Origin of the sequence: Bacillus sp. CDB3 (genome assembly GCF_002081505.1) — a bacterium.
Classification (GTDB): Bacteria; Bacillota; Bacilli; order Bacillales; family Bacillaceae_G; genus Bacillus_A; species Bacillus_A cereus_AT.
In genome coordinates this window covers 77,778-101,747 of sequence record NZ_ALBR01000073.1, presented here as the reverse complement: position 1 = coordinate 101,747, position 23,970 = coordinate 77,778, and the positions used below count along the sequence as shown (strand labels likewise).

Here is a 23,970-nt window from a genome sequence, read left to right as displayed (position 1 = left end):
TGTGAGCAATGAATTTTAAATAGCTGGAAAAGTCATATATAATGTAACTTTACGAATAGAAATTTGTTACATATAAAATCTATATAAATAATGAAAGAATTGGATAAAAATAGTGGAAGCAGGTGAGTGAATGAGTAGTTCCTCTATTGTAAATAAACAAAAGGAATATTTTTATAAAGGACATACGAGAAGTGTAGAAACGAGAAAGAATAATTTGAAGAAGCTTTATGAAGGAATTCAGCGTTTTGAGGATGAGATTTTTCAAGCGTTGAAATTAGATTTGAATAAATCAGTTCACGAATCATTTACAACAGAAATTGGATATGTATTAAAAGAGATTTCGTTTCAAATGAAGCATATTTCCTCTTGGAGTAAACCAAAGCGAGTTCGCACAGCACTGACTCATTTTGGATCAAAGGGGAAAGTAGTGCCAGAACCGTATGGTGTGACTCTTATTATCGCACCGTGGAACTATCCGTTTCAATTAGCAATTGCACCACTTGTAGGAGCGTTGGCAGCCGGAAATACAGTTGTTTTAAAGCCATCAGAATTAACACCAAACGTCTCAAAAGTGCTTACGAGAATGATAGAAGAATTATTCCCAGAAGAGCTTGTATCGGTAGTAGAAGGTGGTGTTGAGGAAAGCACTGCACTTTTAAAGGAGCCATTTGATTATATTTTCTTTACAGGTAGTGTTGGAGTCGGAAAAGTTGTGATGGAAGCAGCGGCGAAAAAATTAACACCTCTTACGTTAGAACTTGGCGGGAAAAGTCCATGTATTGTACATAAAGATGCGAAGCTAGATGTAACTGCAAGACGTATCGTTTGGGGCAAATTTTTAAATGCAGGACAGACGTGTGTAGCACCTGATTATATGTATGTTCATTCTTCAGTGAAAGAACAGTTAATCGAGGCATTACGACATGAAATCACGGAGCAGTATGGAAAAGAGCCTTTACAAAATGACAATTACGTGCGAATTGTGAGCGATCGTCATTTTGAACGATTATGTACATTTTTACAAGACGGTAAGCCGGTGATTGGCGGGAGTTATAAGAAAGAAACATTGCACATTGAGCCGACAGTCTTAACAAATGTTACATGGCAAAGTGCTGTTATGGAGGATGAAATTTTCGGACCAATCTTACCGATTATTGAGTATGATAAACTAGAAGATGTAATTAAAACGATTCAGCAACATCCGAAGCCTTTAGCTCTATATGTTTTTTCTGAAGATAGAAAAGTGCAAGAGCAAGTGACGAATAATATCCCATATGGCGGAGGATGTATTAATGATGTTGTGTATCATCTTGCAACGCCATATTTACCTTTTGGGGGAGTGGGGAGCAGTGGATTAGGCGGCTATCATGGTGAAGAAAGTTTTCGGACTTTTTCCCATTATAAAAGCATTTTGTCCCAATCTACAGCGTTCGACATGAAAATTCGTTACTCTTCTACAAAAAGTGCTTTAAAATTCATACGAAAGTTGTTAAAATGATGATGGTGTTTATCAGTAGGCGTAGCCGTATGATAATAGCCCCTTCGCAATGGAAGGGGTTTTTCTGTTCGACATATGTATCATGCGAAAATGAATCAAACATACTACATATAGAATAGAAGTGAACGCTTGCTAAATAACCATTTTTGTTTGGATCGAAACAAAAAATAGTCTATAGAACATAAATATTTATTCATGAATATAAAAATTAAAATTTAAGGTAGATAGGACGGGAAAATGAAAAAGATTATTAAAGTTGAAGCAGTAGAAAAACATTTTGGAAATCAAGTGATTATCCCCCCTCTTTCTTTAGATATTAAAGAAGGAGAATTTTTAACAATTTTAGGACCGAGTGGTTGCGGGAAAACGACTTTACTTCGTATGATCGCAGGATTTGAAACGCCAACTAAAGGGAATCTTTTATTAGATGATGAAAAGATTAACGATTTGCCGCCATACAAGCGTCATATGAACTTAGTGTTCCAACATTATGCACTATTCCCGCATATGAATGTGGAGAAAAATATTTGTTTCGGTATGAAAATGCAAAAAGTCTCAGCTGCAGAACAGAAACAACGTGCTGAAGAGGCAATGCGTTTAACGCAGTTACTTGAATTCCGTAATCGTAAACCTTCGAAGCTTTCTGGTGGACAGCAACAGCGTGTAGCAATTGCAAGAGCAATTGTAAATAACCCACGTGTATTACTATTAGATGAGCCACTTGGAGCGCTTGACTTTAAGCTAAGAAAAGATTTGCAACGTGAATTGAAGAACTTACAGCGTAATTTAGGAATTACGTTCATATACGTAACACACGATCAAGAAGAAGCGATGAGTATGAGCGATCGTATTGTCGTTATGAATAAAGGGCATATCGAACAAGTCGGCACGCCTAAAGAAATTTACAATAAGCCGAAAACATTGTTCGTTGCGACGTTCATCGGTGAAAATAATATCGTGAAAAATGGGGAAAACTACGTAGCAGTTCGCCCTGAAAACGTAAAGGTTCGTTCGGTTGAAGAGCCAATTTTAAAAGAATACCATCTTGGACATATTGAAGACATTGAGTTTGTTGGAAATATGGAAAAGCTTTATGTACGTGATGAGAAAACAGCAGAATTGCTGATGGCTTATCAAACTGCTGAAGAAGCAGCGCAGTGGAACATTGGAGATAATGTATATGTAGGCTGGGAGCAAGAGGACGAGGTGACCTTAAATTGAAAAAAGGGAAATTACTCGCATTACCTACAGTCGTATGGCTGTTACTCTTCTTCCTAATTCCACTTTTGTTCGTATTAGCATTTGCCTTCATGCAGCGCGGAGCATACGGGACAGTGGAAATGAAATTTACATTAGATAACATAGTGCGTGTGTTTGATCCATTATATATGGGGACGTTATGGGAAACAGTGAAAATTGCGGTTATTACGACAGTACTATGTTTATTAATTGGTTATCCATTTGCCTATACAATTACAATTGTGGATCGTAAATATCGTTCTATCCTTTTATTATTGGCAACGATTCCGTTCTGGATTAACTTCCTTGTTCGTTCATACGCATGGATTGTTATTTTACGTTCACAAGGTCTTGTAAACACATTGCTATTGAAACTAGGTATTATTAGTGAACCTTTAAATCTGTTGTATAATACACCTTCTGTAATACTCGGAATGGTATATTCTTTATTACCATTTATGATTTTGCCAGTGTATGCAGCAATTGAGCAGCTTGATAAGCGTAAGCTAGAGGCAGCTTATGATTTAGGGGCAACGCCAGTAAAGGCATTTTGGAATGTAACAGTACCGATGACGATGTCAGGGATTGTTACTGGTTCTATTTTAGTATTCGTTTCTTCTATTGGAATGTTTGTTGTATCAGACGTTATGGGTGGATCGAAAGTAGCGTTAATCGGAAACGTAATTCAAAATCAATTCTTAGGTTCGCGTGACTGGCCGTTTGGCTCCGCGTTATCTATGATTGTTGTTCTATTCTCTGTTCTGTTAATTTACTTATATTATCGTGCAACGAAAGTATATAAATATGATGGAAACGGAGGGGAATAGGCAAAGATGAAGAAGTTTCTAGTTTCTTATTCTTGGTTAATTTTATTGTTTTTGTATTTTCCAATGATGGTTTTAATGGTATATTCCTTCAACGATTCACGCATTAATGCGGAATGGGAAGGCTTTACATTCCATTGGTATACAGATTTATTTCAAAAACAAGATGTTATTGATGCGTTTATAAATAGTATGACGATTGCAGTTATAACGACGGTTGTAACGACAATTCTTGGTGTGATTTTTGCGATTGCATTACATCGTTATAAATATCGTTTTGAAGGGGCTATTAATGGTCTTGTATACTTACCAATTTTAATTCCTGATATTTTAATGGGATTATCTTTACTAATCTTATTTAGTCAATTAGGTATGGAACTTGGACAAGTAACGATTATTATTGCACATATTACATTTAGTATTTCATTTGTTGTTGTTATTTTAGCGGCACGTCTTTCTAGTATGGGACGTGATTTAGAAGAGGCAGCAAATGATTTAGGAGCAACACCGTGGCAAACGTTTCGTTATGTAACGTTTCCAGCAATTGCGCCGGGAGTTGTTTCAGCAGCATTATTAACATTCACATTATCAATTGATGATTTTGTAATTAGTTTCTTCGTATCAGGACCAGGATCAACAACATTGCCATTATATATTTACAGTATGGTTAAGCGCGGAGTATCACCTGAAATTAATGCTCTTTCTACAATTTTAATTGTTGTTATCGTAGGATTAATGGTTCTATCTGAAATCTTCCGTAACAAAGGTGCAGATGGTGAAGAAAACTCTGGAGGACACCTTCCTTTATAATACGAATGATATAGAAAGTACGAGGAGGTAATAAACCGATGAAATTAGTGAAGAGATTAGCTGGTGTAGCAATTAGTTTCAGTCTTGCTGCAGGTGTACTTGCTGGTTGCGGTGAGAAGAAAGAAGAATTAAATATTTATAGTTGGGCTGACAATTTTGATGAGCAAGTTTTAAAAGATTTTGAAAAGAAATATAACGTGAAAATCAATTATGATAAATATGCAAGTAATGAAGAAATGCTTGCGAAATTACAAGCTGGTGGTGCGACGTATGATCTAATTCAACCATCTGATTACATGGTGAAAACAATGGCGAAGATGGACTTATTAGAGCCTTTAGATAAGAAGAACATCCCGAACATCGAGAACCTTGTTTCTAACTTTAAAACACCTGCGTTTGACCCAGAGAATAAGTATTCTCTAGTATATACTTGGGGTGTAACAGGCATTGCATACAATAAAAAGTATGTGAAAGAAACGCCGACAAGCTGGAATGATTTATGGAACGATAAATATAAAGGACATGTTACTTTATTAAATGATTCTCGTGAAGTATTAGGAATGGGACTTAAGAAAAATGGTTTCTCTAATAGTACAAAAGAGGATGCACAGTTAAAGACAGCGTCTAATGATTTACAGAAGCTACTTCCAAACTTATTAGCATTCGATACAGATAATATTAAACAAAAATTTATTACAGAAGATGCTTGGATTGGGACTGTATGGTCTGGAGACGCAGCATTTATCGCGAAAGATAACAAAGATGTAGGATACGTTGTACCAAAAGAAGGCGGCACAATTTGGGCTGACACGTTAGCGATTCCAAAAGGTGCGAAACATAAAGAACTTGCAGAGAAGTTTATGAATTACTTATTAGATGAAAAAGTAAGTGTGAAAAACTATGAGTCAATTGGTTACAGTAATCCAAATGAAAAAGCTCGTCCTCTTCATAGTAAAGAATATCGTGAAAACCACATGATTTTCTTAACGAAAGAAGAATTAGATCGTACTGAATGGCTTGTTGATGTAGACGATAAGTTAAAAGACTATGATCGCTACTGGACAGAGTTAAAAACAAAAGGTAAATAAGTAAGGGAATGCGGTTTCTAAAGTAGAAATCGCATTTTTTCATAAGTAGGAGGAAATCGTTTGAAGAAAAAGTTACATCGATATGAGTTCATGTGTATGATTTTATTACTTGCTTTATTCGGCATTATCGCTTGGAGAGTACAAGCAAGCGGAGTTACAGCAGTGGATACATATGTCCGAGAGATGGTAAAAGGATTACAAACAGAAAGCTCAATTACATTCTTCACATATTTTACAAAGTTAGGATCTGCAATTGGAGTTATAACGACACTAATTATAAGTTTGCTCGTTTTTTGGAAAAAACGTTATTATGCTGCTATGATCGTGTATCCAATGGCTATATTAACGACACATCTTGTTAATAAAGGGATAAAAGAAATTGTGAAAAGGGATCGTCCATCGTTAAATGAAGCGCTAGATGCACTTGGATATAGTTTCCCTAGTGGGCATGCAATGTTATCTATTATGACATTTGGGTTTCTTGCTTATATCATTGCGGCAAATTTGAAGAGCATAACTGGGAAATATGTCATAACGATTTTGATGGGGATATTAATTGTATCGATTGGATTAAGTAGAGTCATTTTAAATGTACATTATCCAACTGATATTTTAGCAGGTTATTGCGTAGGTGGTATTTTGTTAATTATGGCGATTTACTACCATCGTTTACTTACCGAGAGATTGGGACTTAATAACGAGAGATAGAAAAACGTCTGGAAAAACTAGTATTATAGTTTTTCCAGACGTTTTTTGTTTATGGGGAGATGTGATACAGTATAAATGACAAATGAATTATTTAAAGTAGGTGAAAATGTGTGAAGACAAATGTACATAAAGTTGATAAGTGGGGGAAGTTAGGTGCTTTTTTGTATCATTTTCGTTATACAGTAATCGTCGTATTACTACTACTTGCAATAGCGCTAGGTATTTTTGCTCCAAAGCTTCCGGGAGTATTGGGTGGTGATGGTTTCCAAACAGAAGGGGATTATCAAAAGACGAAAGAAATTTTAGATAAAGATTTTAAGCAGTCTCAAGATACGCTTTTACTCGTTTTTGAGAAAGAAAAGAATGCTTCTCAAGAGGAGTTTCAAAAGCGTATAGATGGAATTATAAATCACATTCAAGAGAAGGAAACATACGAATCTTTCCATCATCCGATGCAAAATAAAGAGATGCTAAAAGATGATATCGGTTATGCAACGATATTATTTTCCGGGAAAACAAATAAAGAACGAATGGAAAAGACATTACAATTCGCTGAAAAAATTGAGAAGGAAAGTAATGCAGTATTAAAAGTAACACCGACAGGATATCCGAAAATTAATCAAGAGATTAATGAAAGGACGCAAAATGATTTAAAAGTAGCAGAGATGATTGGTTTGCCTATTGCTTTTCTTGTACTATTATTCTCATTTGGTAGTCTGCTTGCGTCTATTTTGCCGATTTTAAATGGCCTACTTAGTGTAATTAGTACGATGGGGATTTTATATTTTATAGGTAGCGATAAAGAGTTATCTATTTTTGTATTAAATGTTGCACCGATGATTGGGCTTGCATTATCAATTGATTTTGCATTGTTATTTGTAAATCGCTTTCGAGAGGAAGTGGCGAAGAGAACAGTGAAAGAAGCGATAGCGACTACGTATCAAACGGCAGGGCGTGCTATCGTATTTTCAGGGCTGTGTGTATTCGTCGGTTTATCAGGTTTATTTTTCTTTAAGATTGATTATATTCAGTCTGTTGCTATTAGCGGGATGATTGTCGTTATTATGAGCATTTTGTTTTCGCTCACACTTCTTCCGGCGCTATTATCTTTAATTGGTAAAAGGATATTAAAAAAGAATCAGGCGGCGCCTACGCCATCAAATGCATGGCGTAAATTTGCACAGTTTGTAATGAAACATCCAATCGTCATGATTATTGCTGTTACAACATTTATTGTTATTTGTTTATTACCGCTACGTACAGCTAACTTGCAGTTTCCTGGTGTTGAAGCGTTACCTGAAAAGAGTGACACAAGGGTTGCTTATGAGAAATATGAAGAAGCATTTAATAAAACTGTCAAAACACATGCTGATGTTACATTAGTAGTAGAGACGAAGAAAAATATGACAGAAAAAGAAAGCTTACAAAAGGTAGAAGATGTTGTTCAAAAGTTAAAAGATGATAAGAAAGTATATAAGGTGAAAAGTGTATATGACGGGCTAAATGGAATGAAAGCAGATCAAGTTGCTGGAATGTTACAATCACCAGAAGCTGCGAAAATAACTCCTATATTTGAAGCGTATACGAAAGAGAATAAGACAACAATTGAAGTCTTTTTGGATACGAAACCTCGTACAGAAACTGCTAAACAATGGGTTCGTGATTTCAAGAATAATTATAAAGAAAACGATGTTACCTATTATTTAGGCGGGATGACAACGTTCCAACAAGAGTTAGAAGATGAAATTAAAGATAAAGTTGCAATTGGTATGTCTGTTATATTTGGGTCAACATTTGTCATTTTATTATTCGCATTCCGTTCTATACTCATTCCAATTAAAGCAATTATTATGAACGTACTTAGTTTAAGTGCAACAATTGGAATTGTTATTTGGTTATTTGAAGGTGGACATTTCGGGTTAGAAGAGAGTTCAGTTTTATTTGTATTACCCATCTTCATTTTCGGCCTCGTATTTGGACTTAGTATGGATTATGAAGTATTTCTTATTTCACGTATTCATGAGTTGTATGAGGAAACAGGAGATAACGATCAAGCAACGTTAGAAGGGCTTGTATCAACAAGCCGTATCATTACATCCGCTGCTTTAATTATGATTGTTGTTACCGGTGCGTTTGCATTTACAGATATTTTACCAGTAAAGCAGATGGGGATTGGGGTTGCATTAGCCATATTTCTTGATGCAACAATTATTCGCCTTATGCTAGTACCAAGTTTAATGAAATTGTTTGGAGATTGGAACTGGTGGTTACCATTCCGAAAGAAAAAAGAAAAATCGTCCTAAAAAATACTCATCTATAAGGTGAGTATTTTTTTTATGAATAGCAAGGCCTATATTTTGCAAATAGTATGTGATAAGAACATTACATACAAGTAGGTGAAGGCAATGTTTCGTTATTTTAAGTTTAAGCTAAATGATACAGTACAGTTTGCTGAAAAAGATGGACATATGTATCGCATTGTCGGTTATCGGTTAGAAAAAGGATTTTATCCAAAAGATGAATGGACTCATATCATTTATGAACTGCTTAGAGAATTTGATGGGTATACGATGGATGCGGAAGAAGAGGAACTTGTAAAGGTCATTCAAGTAGAGGATGAGTATTACAAAATACAAGAAGTATCGGGGTATCGTTATCCAGTAAAAATGAAGCAAAAGCAGCAAGCTATGAAAGGAGAGAAGATAGACGACTTATTAGATACGTACAACGACTATAAACGATTGGCAGATTTCTTTAAAGATTTATCGTATGAACAAAAAGCTGAAGCAGTATTGCAAGAAATGAAAAGGATTAGAGCATGAGGGGCAGTCTATTATAAGACTGTCTTCTCTTTTTGACGGTGCATCAAAGTGTGTTTTCCGTTACAATGAGAGAATCAATAGAAATAAGGTGATACAGTATGGAAACAAAGAAAAAGGGCGAATGGTGCGAAATTACGGTTCCAGCGATATGGAATAGTATAAGCATTGAATCGTTGTTAAAAGTAGAATGGGAAGTGCCAAAAAAGTTATTACATCAGCTTCGTATGGAAAAAGGTATTACGGTTAACGGAGAACAGAGGAGATGGGATGAACTTTTAAAAGAAGGAGATAAGTTACAAGTTCATATGTTTATGGAGGAGGAGTACGGCGTAGATCCAGAATATGGTGAATTAGATGTAGTGTATGAAGACGATCACGTACTCATTGTAAATAAGCAGGGGCAAATGGATACACATCCATCTGAAAAAAATGGGACGGGAACACTTGCTAATCTTGTTGCTTTTCATTTTCAAATGCAAGGTTTAGAGACGAAGGTTCGCCATATTCATAGGTTAGACAAAGATACGACAGGTGGTGTTGTATTCGCAAAACATAGAATTGCGGGTGCAATTATGGATCGTTTATTAATGGAACGGAAAATTAAAAGAACGTATGCGGCACTTGTTGAAGGAAAAGTAAAAAGAAGCAAGGGACAATTGATGCAGCTATCGGAAGAGATCGACATCACGCTACGAGACGCCGTGTTTCTCCAAAGGGAGACCAAGCTATAACATATTATAAAGTAGAGAAATATTTTAACAAACAAAATGCTACGCTCGTAACGTTACAGTTAGAAACCGGTAGAACGCATCAAATTCGTGTTCATATGAGCTATAATGGAAATCCGTTAGTTGGGGATGTATTATATGGCGGTCAAACAAAATACATGTCTCATCAAGCGCTACATGCGATGAAGATTAATTTTGTGCATCCAATTACGAAAGAAGAGATCGTGGTTGAGGTACCTTTCCCTGCAAACTTAAATAATACAATGAAAAAATTTGAAAGAGAAAACGGGTAAAGTGTAAGTTTAAAATTGAAAAAGGTAGATTTTTGCAGGGATTTCTCGAAAAGAGGCGAAGCCGTTAAGAGAAAAGAGAGGTGAGAATCACTTGGTCAAATATAAATATGTGCTAGGAATATTTTTCGCTTGTCTTTTACTTACTCTATGCATCTATACATATTTACCAACTCGTATGGCAGTGCATTGGAACGAGAATGGTGTAGCGAATGAGTTTATAAGTAAACAAGTTGTCGTGTTATTTCTGCCTGTCCTTATTATTTTTTCACATGGATTCGTGTATATTATTTCACATAATATATATAAGTTTAACGAAGGAGAGCATTTTATTGTAAGCGGATTTATAAAGAGTATTACTTTATTTATGTTGTTTATCCATATGCTTATTCTTTTTATTAATTTGAGAAGTAGTATATTCTTTCAGACAGGACTAACGATTGGAATTAGTATGTTTCTTTTTATGCTTAGTAAAGTGTTTAAAAAGGTGAAGGATACAGAGAAAGAACCGATCAAATTACAAAAAATCCGTTTAGTTAGTAGTCGAATCTTTCAAGTGATGGCATGTAGCATATTATGTTCATTGCTTTTGAGCCTGAAATGGGGATTTTATTTGTTAATTAGTGTCATAAGCTGCGGGTCTATTTTGTTTATGTTCTACATTTTATACGCATACATATTAGAAAGCTATGAAACATAAAAAAGAGTCTTCTCCTAGAAGACTCTTTTTCTATTTACTTCGTAATAAATTGTTGTGTCCAGTAGTTGCCGCTTTCTACATAACCAACACCGATGTGAGTGAAGCCGTTATTTAAAATGTTTGCACGGTGTCCAGCACTGTTCATCCAAGCTTGTACTACTTCTTCAGGTGTACGTTGGCCTTGAGCGATGTTCTCACCTGCAGATGTATAAGAAATGCCAAATTTCTTCATCATGTCAAACGGAGACCCGTATGTAGGGCTGTTATGATCAAAGTAGTTATTTTTTTGCATATCTTCAGATTTAATACGTGCTACTTTGCTTAATTCAGTATCGATTTGTAATGCTGATAAACCTTGTTTTGCACGCTCAGCGTTTGTTAATTCAACAACACGTTGTTCGAACTCGCTTAAAGATTTTGCTTCTTCAGCAGGCTTTTGCTCAGCAGGTTTTTGTTCAGCTGGTTTTTGAGTATTGTTGTTTTCAGCAGGTTTTTGAGCTTCTGGTTTTTGAACTTCTTCAGCAGGCTTTTGCTCAACTGGTTTTTGCTCAGCAGGCTTTTGAGTTTCTGGCTTAGCTGTTGGTTGTTCAGTCACAACATTTTCAGTAGGCTGTTGTCCAGGAATGAAGCAATCTTGTTGGAATTGTCCTTGATTCCATTGTGCTAATGATTCAACTCCCATAGATTGTAAGAATGCTTGTAATTCTTGTTGGCTCATTTGCTTCATCATCATTTTTGAATGCTGAATATTTTGAACCTTTATGTTAGATGGTTGTACTGTTGCAGCTTGTGCATCTAAAGAAGATACTCCTAAAGTAAGAGCTGTTGCAGCAGCTACAGATAATAAAACACGCTTTTTCATGATGTGTGTCCCCCTATATAAAGTTTTAATTTGTTTTCACACGATTTGTTTTTGACAGCCTGTCTGACTGACAAATTCATCGTAGCATACAATTTACAAGAAAAAAGATGGAAAAAAATTCATAGACTTCGAAATTACCTAATTTATCCTAAGGAAAGAAAAGGGCGGAAATAAGAGAAACATAGAGTATAAAAGGAATTTTCAGCATTTTTATACTTCGTTTTAAGAGGGGGTTTTTGGATAAAGTTACCTAAATAGAAAATGAAGAATCCTATTGTATCAATGGTTTGAGCGATTTTTCGAGGAATATAATGGATTGATTTTTACAAAACTGTAATGTTTCTGTTGTTCTTTTTTATAATAAAGTAACATATTTTTAATGTTGTAGCAGACAAAAAAGCGGCTATCTCTTTACATAGACGAAGGAGATAGCCGTTTTCCTATTATTACGTATGTTACGAGTTATTACGAGTTAGTTTCAATTGCTTCTAATAATAAATCTACGATGTGAATTCCTCTCATTTTATGAGAAAGACCTTCCCGTTCAATGCCTAATTTCATTTGTAATAGACAACCTGGATTTGCAGTAACAATCGTTGCTGCATCTGTTTCATGTACACAGTCCATTTTATAATCTAGGAATTCCATTGATAACTCTGAATGAACAATGTTGTAAATACCAGCAGAACCACAGCAGCGGTCCGCATCTTTCATTTCACGGTATGTCGCGCCTTGGATGGCTTCTAGTAACATACGAGGTTCAGAAGATGTTCGCATAACATTGCGTAAATGACAAGAGTCTTGATACGTAATGATTTGTGGCGTGAGTCGTAAGTCAGTACGTTTATGGAAATCTAATTCTACTAGTATAGCGGTAATATCTTTAATTTTAGAAACAAACTGCTTTGCACGTTCAGCCCACTTATGATCATCTTTTAAAAGATAATCATAGTCTACGAGGTAAGCTCCGCAGCCACCTGCATTCGTAATAATATAGTCTATTTGTAAATCTTCGAATGCTTGTATATTTCGTTTCGCTAATTCTTTTGCTCCACTTTTTTCACCAGCATGCCCATGTAATGCCCCGCAGCAACTTTGTGTTTTCGGAATAACGATATCGCAACCAGCTAACTGAAGAAGTTTCATCGTTGCGTTATTTGTTTCTAAAAACATCGTATCCATTAAACAACCTGTGAAGAATGCAACTTGTTTTTTTCTTTGCTACCTCAGCAGGTAAAAATTCAGGACGATTTTTCATTGCTTTCATTTTAGGGACTTTTGGTAAAACGAGATCCATCGTTGCAAGTGTTTCAGGGAATAACTTCATAATCCCTGTTTTATGTGTTAGCGTTTGTAAACCAGAACGCTGGTAAAATCCGATTAGTCCTGTTAATGTTCTCATTCGATTTTGATGAGGGAATAGTCCTTCAAAAACGACTTTACGAACGGCTCTCACTGGCACCGAGAACTTTTTGTTTTGATTTATAATATCACGAGCTTCTTCTAATAAATGTCCATAATTCACACCAGATGGACAAACAGGCTCACAAGCGCGGCAGCCAAGGCAAACATTTAATGTATTTTCAACATCCTCATCTGGCTCAATTAAACCATCGACGACGGCTTTCATTAATGCGATACGTCCGCGTGGTGAATGCGATTCTTTATACCCAGATTGAATATAAGTAGGGCAAGTCGGTAAACAAAAGCCGCATCGCATACAGTTTAGTAGTTCATCTTCACTTAATCGTTCTTTAAATTCCTTTTGAATGTTTTCTGTATTTAATGTGGTCATCGCTCAACCACCACTCTTTTACGAGAGTCTTTCGCGAACATTTTACCTGGATTCATAATGTTATTTGGATCGAATGCTTGTTTAATTCCTTGCATAGCAGCAATACCTTCTTTACCTAATTTCATTTCTAAATAAGGAGCTTTCATCGCGCCAACACCATGTTCACCAGTAATCGTGCCACCAAGTTCAATTGCTTTCGCAAATATTTCAGCAAAAGCTTGTTCAGCTCGGTGCATTTCTTCTTCATTACGGGCATCTGTCATACAAGTTGGGTGTAAGTTACCGTCACCAGCATGACCAAAAGTACAAATAGGAATATTATATTTCTTTGCAATTGCATTAATTGCTTCAACCATTGGAGCAATTTGTGAACGTGGTACCGTTGCATCTTCCAGTATTGTTGTAGGTTTTAGTCTTGCAAGTGCTGATAGTGCACTACGGCGAGCTGTTCGAAGCGCATCTGCTTCCGCTTCACCTTTTGCAACGCGAACATCGACTGCATTCATAGAACGACAAACGTTAGCCATTTTTTCAATATCTCGATTGACAACTTCGGGCGGGCCATCTTGTTCAATTAATAAAATTGCCTTAACGTCAGTTGGTAAACCGATTTGTGCAAATTCTTCTACAACTTCAATTGTCGGTTGATCTAAAAACTCAAGTGTCGCAGGAATGATTTTATTTGCAATAATAGAAGAAACAGCACGTGCAGCTTCGTTAATATCTTCATATAGTGCGAGCATTGTTTTCTTCGTTTCAGGCATAGGAACAAGTTTTAATATCGCTTCCGTAACAACACCAAGTGTTCCTTCAGAACCGATAAATAGACGAGTTAAATCGTAACCAGCTACATCTTTTGCTAATTTACCGCCAGTGCGAATGATATCGCCGTTTGGTAAGACAAGCTCAAGCCCCATTACATAATCACGTGTTACACCATATTTTAACCCACGCAATCCACCTGAGTTTTCATTAATGTTACCGCCGATTGTAGAAATTTTCATAGAGCTTGGATCTGGTGGATAAAATAAACCTTTTTCTTCTACTGCTTTAATAATATCAAGTGTAATAACACCAGCTTGTACAGTAATTGTTAAATTTTCTTCGTCAATTTCTAAAATATTGTTCATATGGCGGAAAATAAGGACAATACCGCCTTCAAGTGGACACGTTCCAGCACAAAGATTTGTTCCAGACCCGCGAACATATACAGGAATTTTATGAGTGTTACACACTTTTAACACGTCTGCTACTTCATTTGTATTACGAGGAGCAATGACTGCATCAGGCATCGCTTGGAAGTTTGGAGTGGCATCATAACTATAAGTTAAACGCCCCATATTGGATGTATCTACATTATCTTCGCCAACAATGGATACGAATGAATCAATAATTTGCTTTTCTAACATTGGAAATCCCCCTCAAACTGTTAACGTATTTAGTAATAATAAAAAACGTTGTAACAGTGCTTTCATTATAATGATAAAAAAGTCAGGGGATTCTTTCTATGTGTAATCATCTAAAGATTAATCTGTTTTATCGTTCTTTTTTGTATGATTATCTAATAATAGAAGTGCAAAGTATAAAACATTTAAATCTTTGAATTGTTTTGGGTCAAGTTCTGTATGTTCCTCAATCTTTTTTAACCTGTAATGCAATGTGTTAATGTGTATATGTAATTGCTGAGCTGTTTGCTTATAGGATTGGTTATAATCAATAAATAAACGTAAAGTGTGCATAAGTTCAGGAGATGATACTAAGTTTTCGATGGTACGCTCTAAAAACTGTTCCCGCGTTTCAGTAGAAATATCTTGTAAGCACATTTCTAAACGTAAATCTTCATTAAATACAATTTTTTTCGTTTCAAGTGATACTGAAAGAGCTTGTAATGCTTGTTCGTACGATAAGTTCATATTGCTTGGTGTAACTGTTTGTCCAATCCCGATATATAAAGTAATAGAAAATAAAGTTTCACAGTCTTGTTTTAATCGTTTTAAAAATTGATAAGTTTGCTCTTTGGAGCTTATCGTTGTAAATAAGATGAATCGATCATTTCCCCAGCGAACAAAGAGATGCTCCTTTGTTAATATATTGCGTACGTGTTGCCAAATTTTACGCTGAAGCATCGTGTCATTTTGATCGATAGAGAACAAAATAAGTTGTTTCTTCTTACATAAATCAATACCAAGTGTTTTTGCACGATCGAAAAAACTTGGAGACCAGTCTGTATTTTGAAGCCAATCAAAAACAAATGCTTCATAAGAACGGTGCTCAAGTTCTAGCTGTTCTAAAAAGTAATTTTCGTGAATTAATAGTTCGGTCATCTTACGTAATATTTCTCCATATTGGGAAATGTTTTCAGGTTCTCCTGTGATTCCAATAACACCGATTACTTCATCATGGAATAGCAAAGGAAGATTGATCCCCGCCTTTACGCCTTGCAGTCGCCTTTCATCTTCTTTTGTAATAATGACAGTCTTTTTTTGTTTCGCACAGCGGAGTGCGCCTTCATGAAATTGACCGATTCTTTCCGCATCTGTACTTGCGATAATAACACCGTGTATATTAATGATAATAATATTTTCTGTAATTAGTCTTCGTACTTCCCGTACAATTTTATTGGCTAAATCAGGAAAAAGCATAATTTGCACACCTCAAATTCTATTTGTTGTACATTATATATGTAAGTTTATTAATAAAGGAAGATTTCACATTTTCCACACATTTATTTGTTATTTTACAATTATAACGAAATCATCCGAAGATGGAGGGAATCTTTTGAGAAAGTTTATTTTTCTTCTCTGTTTTTTATTTCTATTAGTAGGGTGTCAAGGAAGTTCATATACACCAATTGCTAAAGATAAAAATGTTATTATAACAACGAATATAAAAGAAGGTAGTATTAGTTTTATTGATAAAAAATCTAAAAAGTTAATCACGACATGGGAATTAAATGAACCGATGGCAGGAATTGCACTACTTCCAAATAATGAGGAAATACTTGTATACGGCAAGCAGTTAGAATATATGTATGTATACTCACTAACAGAAGGAAGACAGGTGGACAAATATAAGACTGGAAAAGGAATTGTGAATGTAGTCGTATCAGAAGACAAAAAACAATTATTTGCTGCCGATCAAAATGCTCAAAAGGTAAGGTTCTTTACGATAAAAGGGAAAGAGACAGGGAGTGTTTCAACAGGAAAAGGACCAATAACGATGGTAGAGCATGATAAGCGACTAACCGTGCTAAACTTTTATGATACGAAACTAACGACAATTGATACAAAGAAAAAAGAGGTTATACAATCCTTTATGATTCCCCCAGCATCAACAGGAGCAACGGTTAGCGCTGATGGGAAAGAAATATGGATTGGTGGACATGGTGATGGAAGTCAAGTGAATGAGAAAGTATTAGTGTATTCTTTACAGAGCGGAGAGATGGTGCGTTCTTTACATGCTCCGTTTATGCCTGTGAATATAACAAAGGATGATAAGTATGTATATGCGCTAAGTCACGGTTCAAATACGCTTAGAAAGTTTGATGTTAGCACGTATCAAGAGGTAGCTTCTGTAGAAGTAGGATCGAACCCATTTTCATTTTTGAAAAGCGGAACAGAAGGATATGTAGCTAGTTATGATGGCGATGAAGTATGCGTTATGGATATGAAGAATATGAAAATAAAACAAACAATTAAAGTCGGCAAAGGACCGTTTCAACTCATAGAGAGAGAAGGGGAAGGGCAATGAGTAAATATAAAGTGCTAGTTGTAGATGACGAAAGTGATATGAGACAACTTGTCGGAATGTACTTAGATAACTTCGGATACGAGTGGGGAGAAGCTGAAAATGGAAAAGAAGCACTTCAAAAATTAGAGAATGATCATTATGATTTCGTCGTACTAGATATAATGATGCCAGAGATGGATGGACTTTCAGTTTGTAAAGAGATTCGAAAAACATCGGATGTACCGATTATATTTTTAACAGCAAAAGGTGAAGAGTGGAATAGAGTAAACGGCTTACGTATGGGAGCCGATGATTATATTGTAAAGCCATTTAGTCCGGGGGAATTAATTGCTCGTATGGAAGCTGTACTAAGACGGTATACAAAGCAAGAGCAGCAAGAGGAGATTCAATTTGGCCCGATCCTTATTAATGAAAAAAGTAGACGAATTGAGACGGATGGACAAGCAGTGTCACTTACAGTTAAAGAGTTTGATTTACTATATTTTCTTTGCCAACATAATGGACAAGTATTTAGTCGGGAGCAATTGCTTGAAAAGGTATGGGGATATGATTATGCAGGAAGTACAAGAACAGTAGATACGCATGTGAAAACGATGCGTCTAAAGCTCGGAGAAAGTGGAAACTACATTCAAACCGTTTGGGGTGTAGGTTATAAATTTGAGGTGTAACGTATGTTTACGATGGTACAAAAGCTTTGGCTTACAGTAGTATGTGCAGTATGTGTAACAGTTTCTTTTCTTTATTTTGTATCTTTATACTCATATGAAAAGCTATACGTGGACAATTTAAAAGATTCATTAGTAATGGAAGGGAAGCGTCTTGCTACGCAATATGATAAATATGAAGGAGTATCCACTTTTGAAGAGAAAGTAAGGGCATACGATCAAATATCTAGTTCAGATGTTCTTTTCGTGTATAATCCGCGTGATTTAAGTGCATGTTTGCCTTTCGATGTGCACCATCATTCTCTTATAAGTGAAGGGGATAGACAGTCACTATTAAATGGAAAAACTGTGACTAAGATAGGGTATGAAGAACATTTTAATCGCAATATTATGGGTGTTGTCATTCCTGTTTTAGATAATAAAAAATTAGTTGGTATTGTATACTCTTATATTCCTTTAAAAAGTATAAAAGATTTAATATTTGATATGGGCCTTATTTTAGCGCCGTTAGCACTTGCTATGATTCTAATTACAATATGGATTGGTAGAAAAATTATTATTGCTATTACAAGACCACTTTCGCAAATGGAACGGGTTGCAAATCATTTGGCTACTGGAGATTTCTCAGAGCGGATTACAATTTCTTCAGAAGATGAAATCGGACGATTGGGAAAAGCGTTTAATAAAATGGCAAATTCTTTAGAAACAGAAGATGTAAAGCGTAAGGAGTTTTTAGCTAATGTTTCGCATGAGCTTAGAACACCACTTAGTTATATTAAAGGATATAGTGAAGCTATTTTAGACGGTGTGGCAAAGGGGCCGCAGCAGGAAAAAGTAACGCAACTCATCCATAAAGAAGCAGATCGCATGCAGCGCCTCGTTCATGATTTATTAGATTTAGCGCAGCTAGAAGGTGAACACTTTCCTCTAAAGAAACAACCTATCGTTTTTTCACAGCTTATTGAAGACGTACTTGATACGTACGAGTTACAGTTTATAGAAAAAAAACTTCGTATTTCAACGAATTTAAATCCTGAAATTATCGTAATGATTGATGATGATCGTATGCAACAAGTACTTCATAATGTGTTAGATAATGCGATACGTTATACAAATCAAAACGGGGATATCATAATAACATTAAAGCAAATTGATGATTACTGCGAATTGCACATAAAAGATACAGGAATAGGTATTGATACAGAGCATTTAGAAAATCTCGGGGAACGCTTTTACCGAGTAGATAAAGCGAGAAGTCGTCAACACGGTGGCACAGGTTTAGGCCTTGCAATTGTAAGACAAATTGTTCATATACATGATGGTGAGTGGAGAATAGAAAGTGAAAAAGGTAAGGGAACGGCAGTTATTATTAAATTAAATGTACAAGATGAGGAGAGCATGTTCTAACTTCGGAGATATGCTCTTTATAGTTACACGGAAATATATTAATTAATATCTAACAAATATCAAAAATTTGACTATTTTATGAACAAAACATTTGTACTTCTTACTAATTCGTTCTAAAATAGTTATGGATGCTAAGTTCTTATAAAACGTTACAATTGTTGTTTGGAAGATACTGAGGTGATTTAACTGGAGTACAAATCTATTAAACCAAAAAAAATTTACGAAGAAGTATCTGAAGCTATTTTAACAATGATTAAAAATGGTACGTTAAAACCTGGTGACAAGCTACTTCCTGTTCATCAATTAGCAGAGCAGTTTCAAGTTGGCAGATCTGCAGTTCGTGAAGCGCTAAGTGCGCTCAGAGCAATGGGCTTAATTGAAATGAAACAAGGAGAAGGTACATATGTAAAGAATTTCGATTCTTCTTCATTAACAAAATCATTAAATAATAAATTATTAATGAAGAAAGAGGATATTTTGAATTTATTAGAAGTGCGGAAGGTGCTTGAAGTGGGGGCAGTTCGAGCAGCTGCGGCAAAACGTACGGATGATAATTTGCAAAATATGAAACATTGGTTAGATGAAATGGCAAAAAGCATTGGAGATGAAAAAGCTGGTGAAAAAGCAGACTTTCAGTTCCATATGGGAATCGCACAATCTTCGCATAATAGCATCTTACTTGAGCTCATGAATCATGTTTCAGAGATGATTGCTGAAACAATTGGTGAATCAAGACGCATTATTTTATATGGTGAACAAACGACATCAGAACGACTTTTAGAGGAGCATCAATCTATATATGATGCGGTGTTAAAGCAAGATGTGGAATTAGCGCAGCAAGCGATGCTAGATCATTTAACAAATGTAGAACATATTGTCACAGGTAAAAGCGATATAAATTCGTAATTTAATCTTTTAAAAATCTAATTTTCTGATAAAATAGAAAGAGATTAAGTAAGCGTTTTCTTCAGGAAAGGGAGAGGATAGGCCATGGTTGAGCCTACTTCTTCTAATCTTAGTCATCTGATGACCGTATGATTGTTGGCGAAGTTGTAATGAGGGGGAATTATAGTTATGAAAGTTACTTTATTTGTTACTTGTTTAGTCGATATGTTTGAAACAAACGTCGGTAAAGCAACAGTTGAAGTATTGGAGCGTTTAGGTTGTGAAATTGAATTTCCAGAAGCACAAGTTTGTTGTGGTCAGCCTGCTTATAATAGCGGCCATGTAGAAGCAGCAAAAGAAGCGATGAAACATATGATTGAAACTTTCGAAGATGCAGAATATATCGTCACGCCATCTGGCTCTTGTGCGACAATGTTTCATGAGTATCCGCATGTTTTTAAAGATGATCCAAAATGGGCTAAACGTGCACAAAAGGTTGCTGATAAAACATATGAATTTACACAATTTATTGTAGATGTTTTAAAAGTTACAGACGTTGGTGCAAGTTTACCAGGGATTGCTACTATTCATAAATCCTGTCATATGACACGCCTACTCGGAGTAAAAGAGGCACCAGGGATTTTATTATCAAACGTAAAAGGATTAACTGTAAGAGAACTGCCAAACGAGCAAAATTGTTGTGGGTTTGGGGGAACGTTTTCAGTTAAGATGACACCTATTTCTGAGCAAATGGTGGATGAAAAAGTAGATAGTGTAATGGAAACAGGTGCTGATTATTTAATCGGTGCAGATTGTGGGTGTTTGTTAAACATTGGCGGACGTATTGAGCGTTTAGGTAAAGAAGTAAAAGTAATGCATATTGCTGAGGTACTGAATAGTCGCTCATGAAGGGGGAACATAAGCTATGTCTATGAAAATCAGTGAGAAAAAATTTAATGATCGCGTAGGCGATGGAATTCAAGATTCGTTTATGCGCGGAGCGGTATCTTCTGCACAAACGAGATTATATACAAATCGATTAAAAGCAGCTGACGAATTAGGAAACTGGGAAGAGTGGCGTGAACTAGGTGAACAAATTCGTCAACATACATTAGAGAATCTTGATTATTATTTAATGCAGTTAAGTGAAAATGTATCAAAAAGAGGCGGTCACGTTTACTTTGCAAAAACGAAAGAGGATGCGGCAAAGTACATTCAAGACGTTGCGAAAAAGAAACAAGCGAAAAAAGTTGTAAAATCAAAATCAATGGTAACTGAAGAAATTAGTATGAACCATGCGCTTGAAGAAATTGGTTGTGAAGTGTTAGAAAGTGACTTAGGAGAGTATATCTTGCAAGTAGATAACGATCCACCTTCACATATTATTGCGCCTGCACTTCATAAAAATAGAACGCAAATTCGCGATGTGTTTAAAGAAAAACTTGGCTATGAAAATTCTGATGATCCATACGAAATGACAAAGTTTGTTCGTAAACAACTTCGTGAAAAATTTATGGATGCGGAAATTGGTGTAACAGGTTGTAACTTCGCTGTTGCAAATACTGGCTCTCTTTGTTTAGTAACGAACGAAGGTAATGCCGATCTTGTTATGTCGATTCCGAAAACTCAAATTGCAGTAATGGGTATGGAACGTATGGTTCCGACAATGGAAGAATTAGATGTTTTAGTTGGTTTACTATGTCGTAGTGCAGTAGGTCAAAAATTAACAAGTTATGTAACAGTAGCAGGACCAATTCAAGAGGAAGAGGTAGATGGACCAGAAGAGTTTCATTTAGTCGTTGTTGATAATGGCCGCTCTCAAATTCTTGGCTCGGAATTCCGTTCAGTATTGCAATGTATTCGTTGTGCTGCTTGTGTTAACGTATGTCCTGTATATCGTCACGTTGGTGGACATTCATACGGTTCTATATATTCAGGACCAATTGGTGCAGTGTTAACACCACTTCTAGGTGGATATGATGATTACAAAGAACTTCCTTATGCATCTAGTTTATGCGGAGCATGTACAGAAGCTTGTCCAGTAAAAATTCCATTGCATGATTTATTATTAAAACATCGTCAAGTTATCGTTGAGCAAGAAGGCCGTGCTCCACTTGCAGAAAAATTAGCAATGAAAATGTTTAGTATGGGTGCTTCTTCAGCAGCTTTATATAAAATGGGATCAAAAATGGCACCAGCAGCAATGAGTCCATTTACATCTGGTAACCGTGTATCAAAAGGCGTTGGACCACTTAAAAACTGGACAGATATTCGTGAATTCCCGGCTCCAAGTAAAGAAAGATTCCGTGATTGGTATAAAGATCATAAGAAAGGCGGGGACAAATAATGACAGGATTAATTCAAAACCGTGAGTCCTTTCTAGATAATATCGCAAAAGAACTTGGACGCGCGCGTAAAACAGAAGGCGTAGAACGTCCAGCATGGAAAAGTAATGTGAATGTAGAAACGTTAAAAGACTATTCACAAGAAGAATTGTTAGAAGTATTTAAAAATCAATGTACAAACATTCATACAACTGTTGTGGAAACGACAAACGACCGTTTACGTGAAGATATTCAAAAGGTAATCGTCGAAAACGGCGGGGGACCTATTATGTTATCAGCAGATGAACGTTTTGATTCCTATGGATTGACTTCTTTATTTAAAGAAGAGCTTCCAAAGCAAAATGTTGAAGTAAATGTATGGGATCCTGAGAAAAAAGAAGAGAATATGCGTATAGCGGAAAAAGCGAATATTGGAATCGCATTTAGTGATTATACTTTAGCTGAATCTGGTACGATTGTTGTACAGAGTCATAAAGGTCAAGGGCGTTCTTTACACTTTTTACCGACTGTATACTTTGCTATTATTCCACGTGAAACACTTGTACCTCGTATTACGCAAGCAGTTCAGGATATGAACTCACGTGTAGAAAATGGCGAAGCAGTTGCATCTTGTATTAACTTTATAACCGGACCAAGTAACTCTGCAGATATTGAAATGAACCTTGTTGTCGGAGTTCACGGACCATTAAAAGCAGTATATTTCATCGTATAAAATAGGGGAAAGCAGGCCGGAAAACGGCCTGCTTTTTTAATAGAATAAAGATAATATGAAGTAGAAGTTCTCTCCTTTTTTTGCTATGTTCTTCTGGAAAGGAGAGGAAGGGATGTTCACTTATTTATATGCATTGTTAGTGGGGATGGTGTTTGGTTCTTTTTTTATGGTAATCGCAATGAGGGTTCCAGTAGGTGAATCTATTATTACACCTCGTTCGTATTGTCACTACTGCAAGTATACGTTACAGCCGAAAGAACTTATTCCAATCATTTCATTTTGTATGCAGAAAGGGCGTTGTACGAGTTGTAAAAGAAAAATCTCAAGTTTGTACATAGTATTTGAATTTGTTACAGGGAGTTTATTTTTTCTTACTGTATATGTAATTGGAATAGAACAGGAGCTCATAATCATTTTATCGCTCATTTCTTTACTGCTTATTATTTCAGTTACAGATTTAGTATATATGTTAATACCTAATCGTATTTTAATTTGGTTTGCTTTTTTGCTTATTTTAGAATGTATTTTTGTACCGTTAGTTACTTGGATAGATAGTATAGCTGGCAGTGGAACTATATTTATTTTGTTATATTGCATGCAAAAGATTTATCCAGCGGGTCTTGGCGGAGGTGATGTGAAATTACTTTCATTACTCGGATTTATAATAGGAGTGAAAGGCATTTTTATAACTTTATTTTTAGCATCTTTCCTTAGTCTTTGTTTTTTCGGAATAGGTATAGCATTAAAACGTATAAAGATAAGAACTCCAATTCCGTTTGGACCTTTTATTAGCCTTGGAGCAATATGTTACGTATTGGTCACGTATGCAAAATAGAGGAGAG

20 protein-coding genes and 2 pseudogenes are annotated in these 23,970 nt (G+C 35.8%); 18 read left to right on the top strand and 4 right to left on the bottom strand.

Annotated elements, in window-relative coordinates; genetic code table 11:
* The first annotated feature begins 130 nt into the window (after nt 1-130).
* From CDB3_RS17880 to CDB3_RS17835, 10 genes and pseudogenes are all read left to right on the top strand, one after another.
* The gene (locus CDB3_RS17880; RefSeq protein ID WP_128855421.1) at nt 131-1,498 is read left to right on the top strand and encodes an aldehyde dehydrogenase; all 1,368 of its coding nucleotides are present in this window, start codon (nt 131-133) and stop codon (nt 1,496-1,498) included.
* Nucleotides 1,499-1,735: 237 nt separating this feature from the next.
* A complete protein-coding gene (gene potA, locus CDB3_RS17875) occupies nt 1,736-2,719 on the top strand; it encodes a spermidine/putrescine ABC transporter ATP-binding protein PotA (protein ID WP_128855420.1) in 984 nt (327 codons plus the stop codon).
* Nucleotides 2,716-3,564, top strand: coding sequence for a spermidine/putrescine ABC transporter permease PotB (potB, locus tag CDB3_RS17870; RefSeq protein ID WP_128855419.1), 849 nt, complete (start codon nt 2,716-2,718; stop codon nt 3,562-3,564). The genes potA and potB overlap by 4 nt, the downstream gene beginning before the upstream one ends.
* Nucleotides 3,565-3,570: 6 nt before the next feature.
* Nucleotides 3,571-4,371 (top strand): spermidine/putrescine ABC transporter permease PotC, encoded by an 801-nt coding sequence (potC, locus tag CDB3_RS17865; RefSeq protein WP_000714188.1) that lies wholly within the window; start codon nt 3,571-3,573, stop codon nt 4,369-4,371.
* Nucleotides 4,372-4,409: 38 nt separating this feature from the next.
* Complete coding sequence (gene potD / locus CDB3_RS17860) at nt 4,410-5,459, top strand: spermidine/putrescine ABC transporter substrate-binding protein PotD (RefSeq protein WP_128855418.1); 1,050 nt, start codon at nt 4,410-4,412, stop codon at nt 5,457-5,459.
* Between the two features lie 60 nt (nt 5,460-5,519).
* Complete coding sequence (locus tag CDB3_RS17855) at nt 5,520-6,167, top strand: phosphatase PAP2 family protein (protein WP_128855417.1); 648 nt, start codon at nt 5,520-5,522, stop codon at nt 6,165-6,167.
* 110 nt (nt 6,168-6,277) lie between these two features.
* A complete protein-coding gene (locus CDB3_RS17850; RefSeq protein WP_128855416.1) occupies nt 6,278-8,470 on the top strand; it encodes an MMPL family transporter in 2,193 nt (730 codons plus the stop codon).
* 102 nt (nt 8,471-8,572) lie between these two features.
* Nucleotides 8,573-8,989 (top strand): histidinol dehydrogenase, encoded by a 417-nt coding sequence (locus tag CDB3_RS17845; protein WP_128855415.1) that lies wholly within the window; start codon nt 8,573-8,575, stop codon nt 8,987-8,989.
* A gap of 98 nt (nt 8,990-9,087) precedes the next feature.
* A pseudogene (locus tag CDB3_RS17840) lies at nt 9,088-10,010 on the top strand (RluA family pseudouridine synthase).
* 91 nt (nt 10,011-10,101) lie between these two features.
* Nucleotides 10,102-10,707: a DUF1648 domain-containing protein gene (locus CDB3_RS17835; RefSeq protein WP_128855414.1), complete on the top strand. Its 606-nt coding sequence runs from the start codon at nt 10,102-10,104 to the stop codon at nt 10,705-10,707.
* 34 nt (nt 10,708-10,741) lie between these two features.
* On the opposite strand, the gene CDB3_RS17830 is transcribed toward CDB3_RS17835, so the two are convergent.
* From CDB3_RS17830 to CDB3_RS17815, 4 genes and pseudogenes are all read right to left on the bottom strand, one after another.
* Nucleotides 10,742-11,569, bottom strand: coding sequence for a CAP domain-containing protein (locus CDB3_RS17830; RefSeq protein ID WP_128855413.1), 828 nt, complete (start codon nt 11,567-11,569; stop codon nt 10,742-10,744).
* 465 nt (nt 11,570-12,034) lie between these two features.
* Nucleotides 12,035-13,364: pseudogene (locus tag CDB3_RS17825) on the bottom strand ((Fe-S)-binding protein).
* Nucleotides 13,361-14,773: a glycolate oxidase subunit GlcD gene (glcD, locus tag CDB3_RS17820; RefSeq protein ID WP_128855412.1), complete on the bottom strand. Its 1,413-nt coding sequence runs from the start codon at nt 14,771-14,773 to the stop codon at nt 13,361-13,363. The pseudogene CDB3_RS17825 and the gene glcD overlap by 4 nt, the downstream one beginning before the upstream one ends.
* Before the next feature lie 117 nt (nt 14,774-14,890).
* Nucleotides 14,891-16,006, bottom strand: coding sequence for a CdaR family transcriptional regulator (locus CDB3_RS17815; protein ID WP_128855411.1), 1,116 nt, complete (start codon nt 16,004-16,006; stop codon nt 14,891-14,893).
* 136 nt (nt 16,007-16,142) lie between these two features.
* On the opposite strand from CDB3_RS17815, the gene CDB3_RS17810 reads away from it, so the two are divergent.
* The 8 genes from CDB3_RS17810 (at nt 16,143) to CDB3_RS17775 (ending at nt 23,963) form a co-directional block, all read left to right on the top strand.
* Nucleotides 16,143-17,114: a YncE family protein gene (locus CDB3_RS17810; protein ID WP_128855410.1), complete on the top strand. Its 972-nt coding sequence runs from the start codon at nt 16,143-16,145 to the stop codon at nt 17,112-17,114.
* Nucleotides 17,111-17,782, top strand: coding sequence for a response regulator transcription factor (locus CDB3_RS17805; RefSeq protein WP_098499892.1), 672 nt, complete (start codon nt 17,111-17,113; stop codon nt 17,780-17,782). Before CDB3_RS17810 ends, CDB3_RS17805 begins: the two co-directional genes overlap by 4 nt.
* Nucleotides 17,783-17,785: 3 nt before the next feature.
* A complete protein-coding gene (locus tag CDB3_RS17800; RefSeq protein WP_128855409.1) occupies nt 17,786-19,186 on the top strand; it encodes a sensor histidine kinase in 1,401 nt (466 codons plus the stop codon).
* A 216-nt stretch (nt 19,187-19,402) separates the two neighbouring features.
* Nucleotides 19,403-20,092, top strand: coding sequence for a FadR/GntR family transcriptional regulator (locus CDB3_RS17795; protein ID WP_255257118.1), 690 nt, complete (start codon nt 19,403-19,405; stop codon nt 20,090-20,092).
* 168 nt (nt 20,093-20,260) lie between these two features.
* A complete protein-coding gene (locus CDB3_RS17790) occupies nt 20,261-20,980 on the top strand; it encodes a (Fe-S)-binding protein (protein ID WP_071770241.1) in 720 nt (239 codons plus the stop codon).
* A 16-nt stretch (nt 20,981-20,996) separates the two neighbouring features.
* Nucleotides 20,997-22,418 (top strand): LutB/LldF family L-lactate oxidation iron-sulfur protein, encoded by a 1,422-nt coding sequence (locus CDB3_RS17785; protein WP_000061921.1) that lies wholly within the window; start codon nt 20,997-20,999, stop codon nt 22,416-22,418.
* Entirely contained in the window at nt 22,418-23,128 is a 711-nt protein-coding gene (locus CDB3_RS17780) for a LutC/YkgG family protein (protein ID WP_097830148.1), read from the top strand. The genes CDB3_RS17785 and CDB3_RS17780 overlap by 1 nt, the downstream gene beginning before the upstream one ends.
* A gap of 112 nt (nt 23,129-23,240) precedes the next feature.
* Nucleotides 23,241-23,963, top strand: coding sequence for a prepilin peptidase (locus CDB3_RS17775; RefSeq protein WP_128855408.1), 723 nt, complete (start codon nt 23,241-23,243; stop codon nt 23,961-23,963).
* The last annotated feature ends 7 nt before the right edge of the window (nt 23,964-23,970 follow it).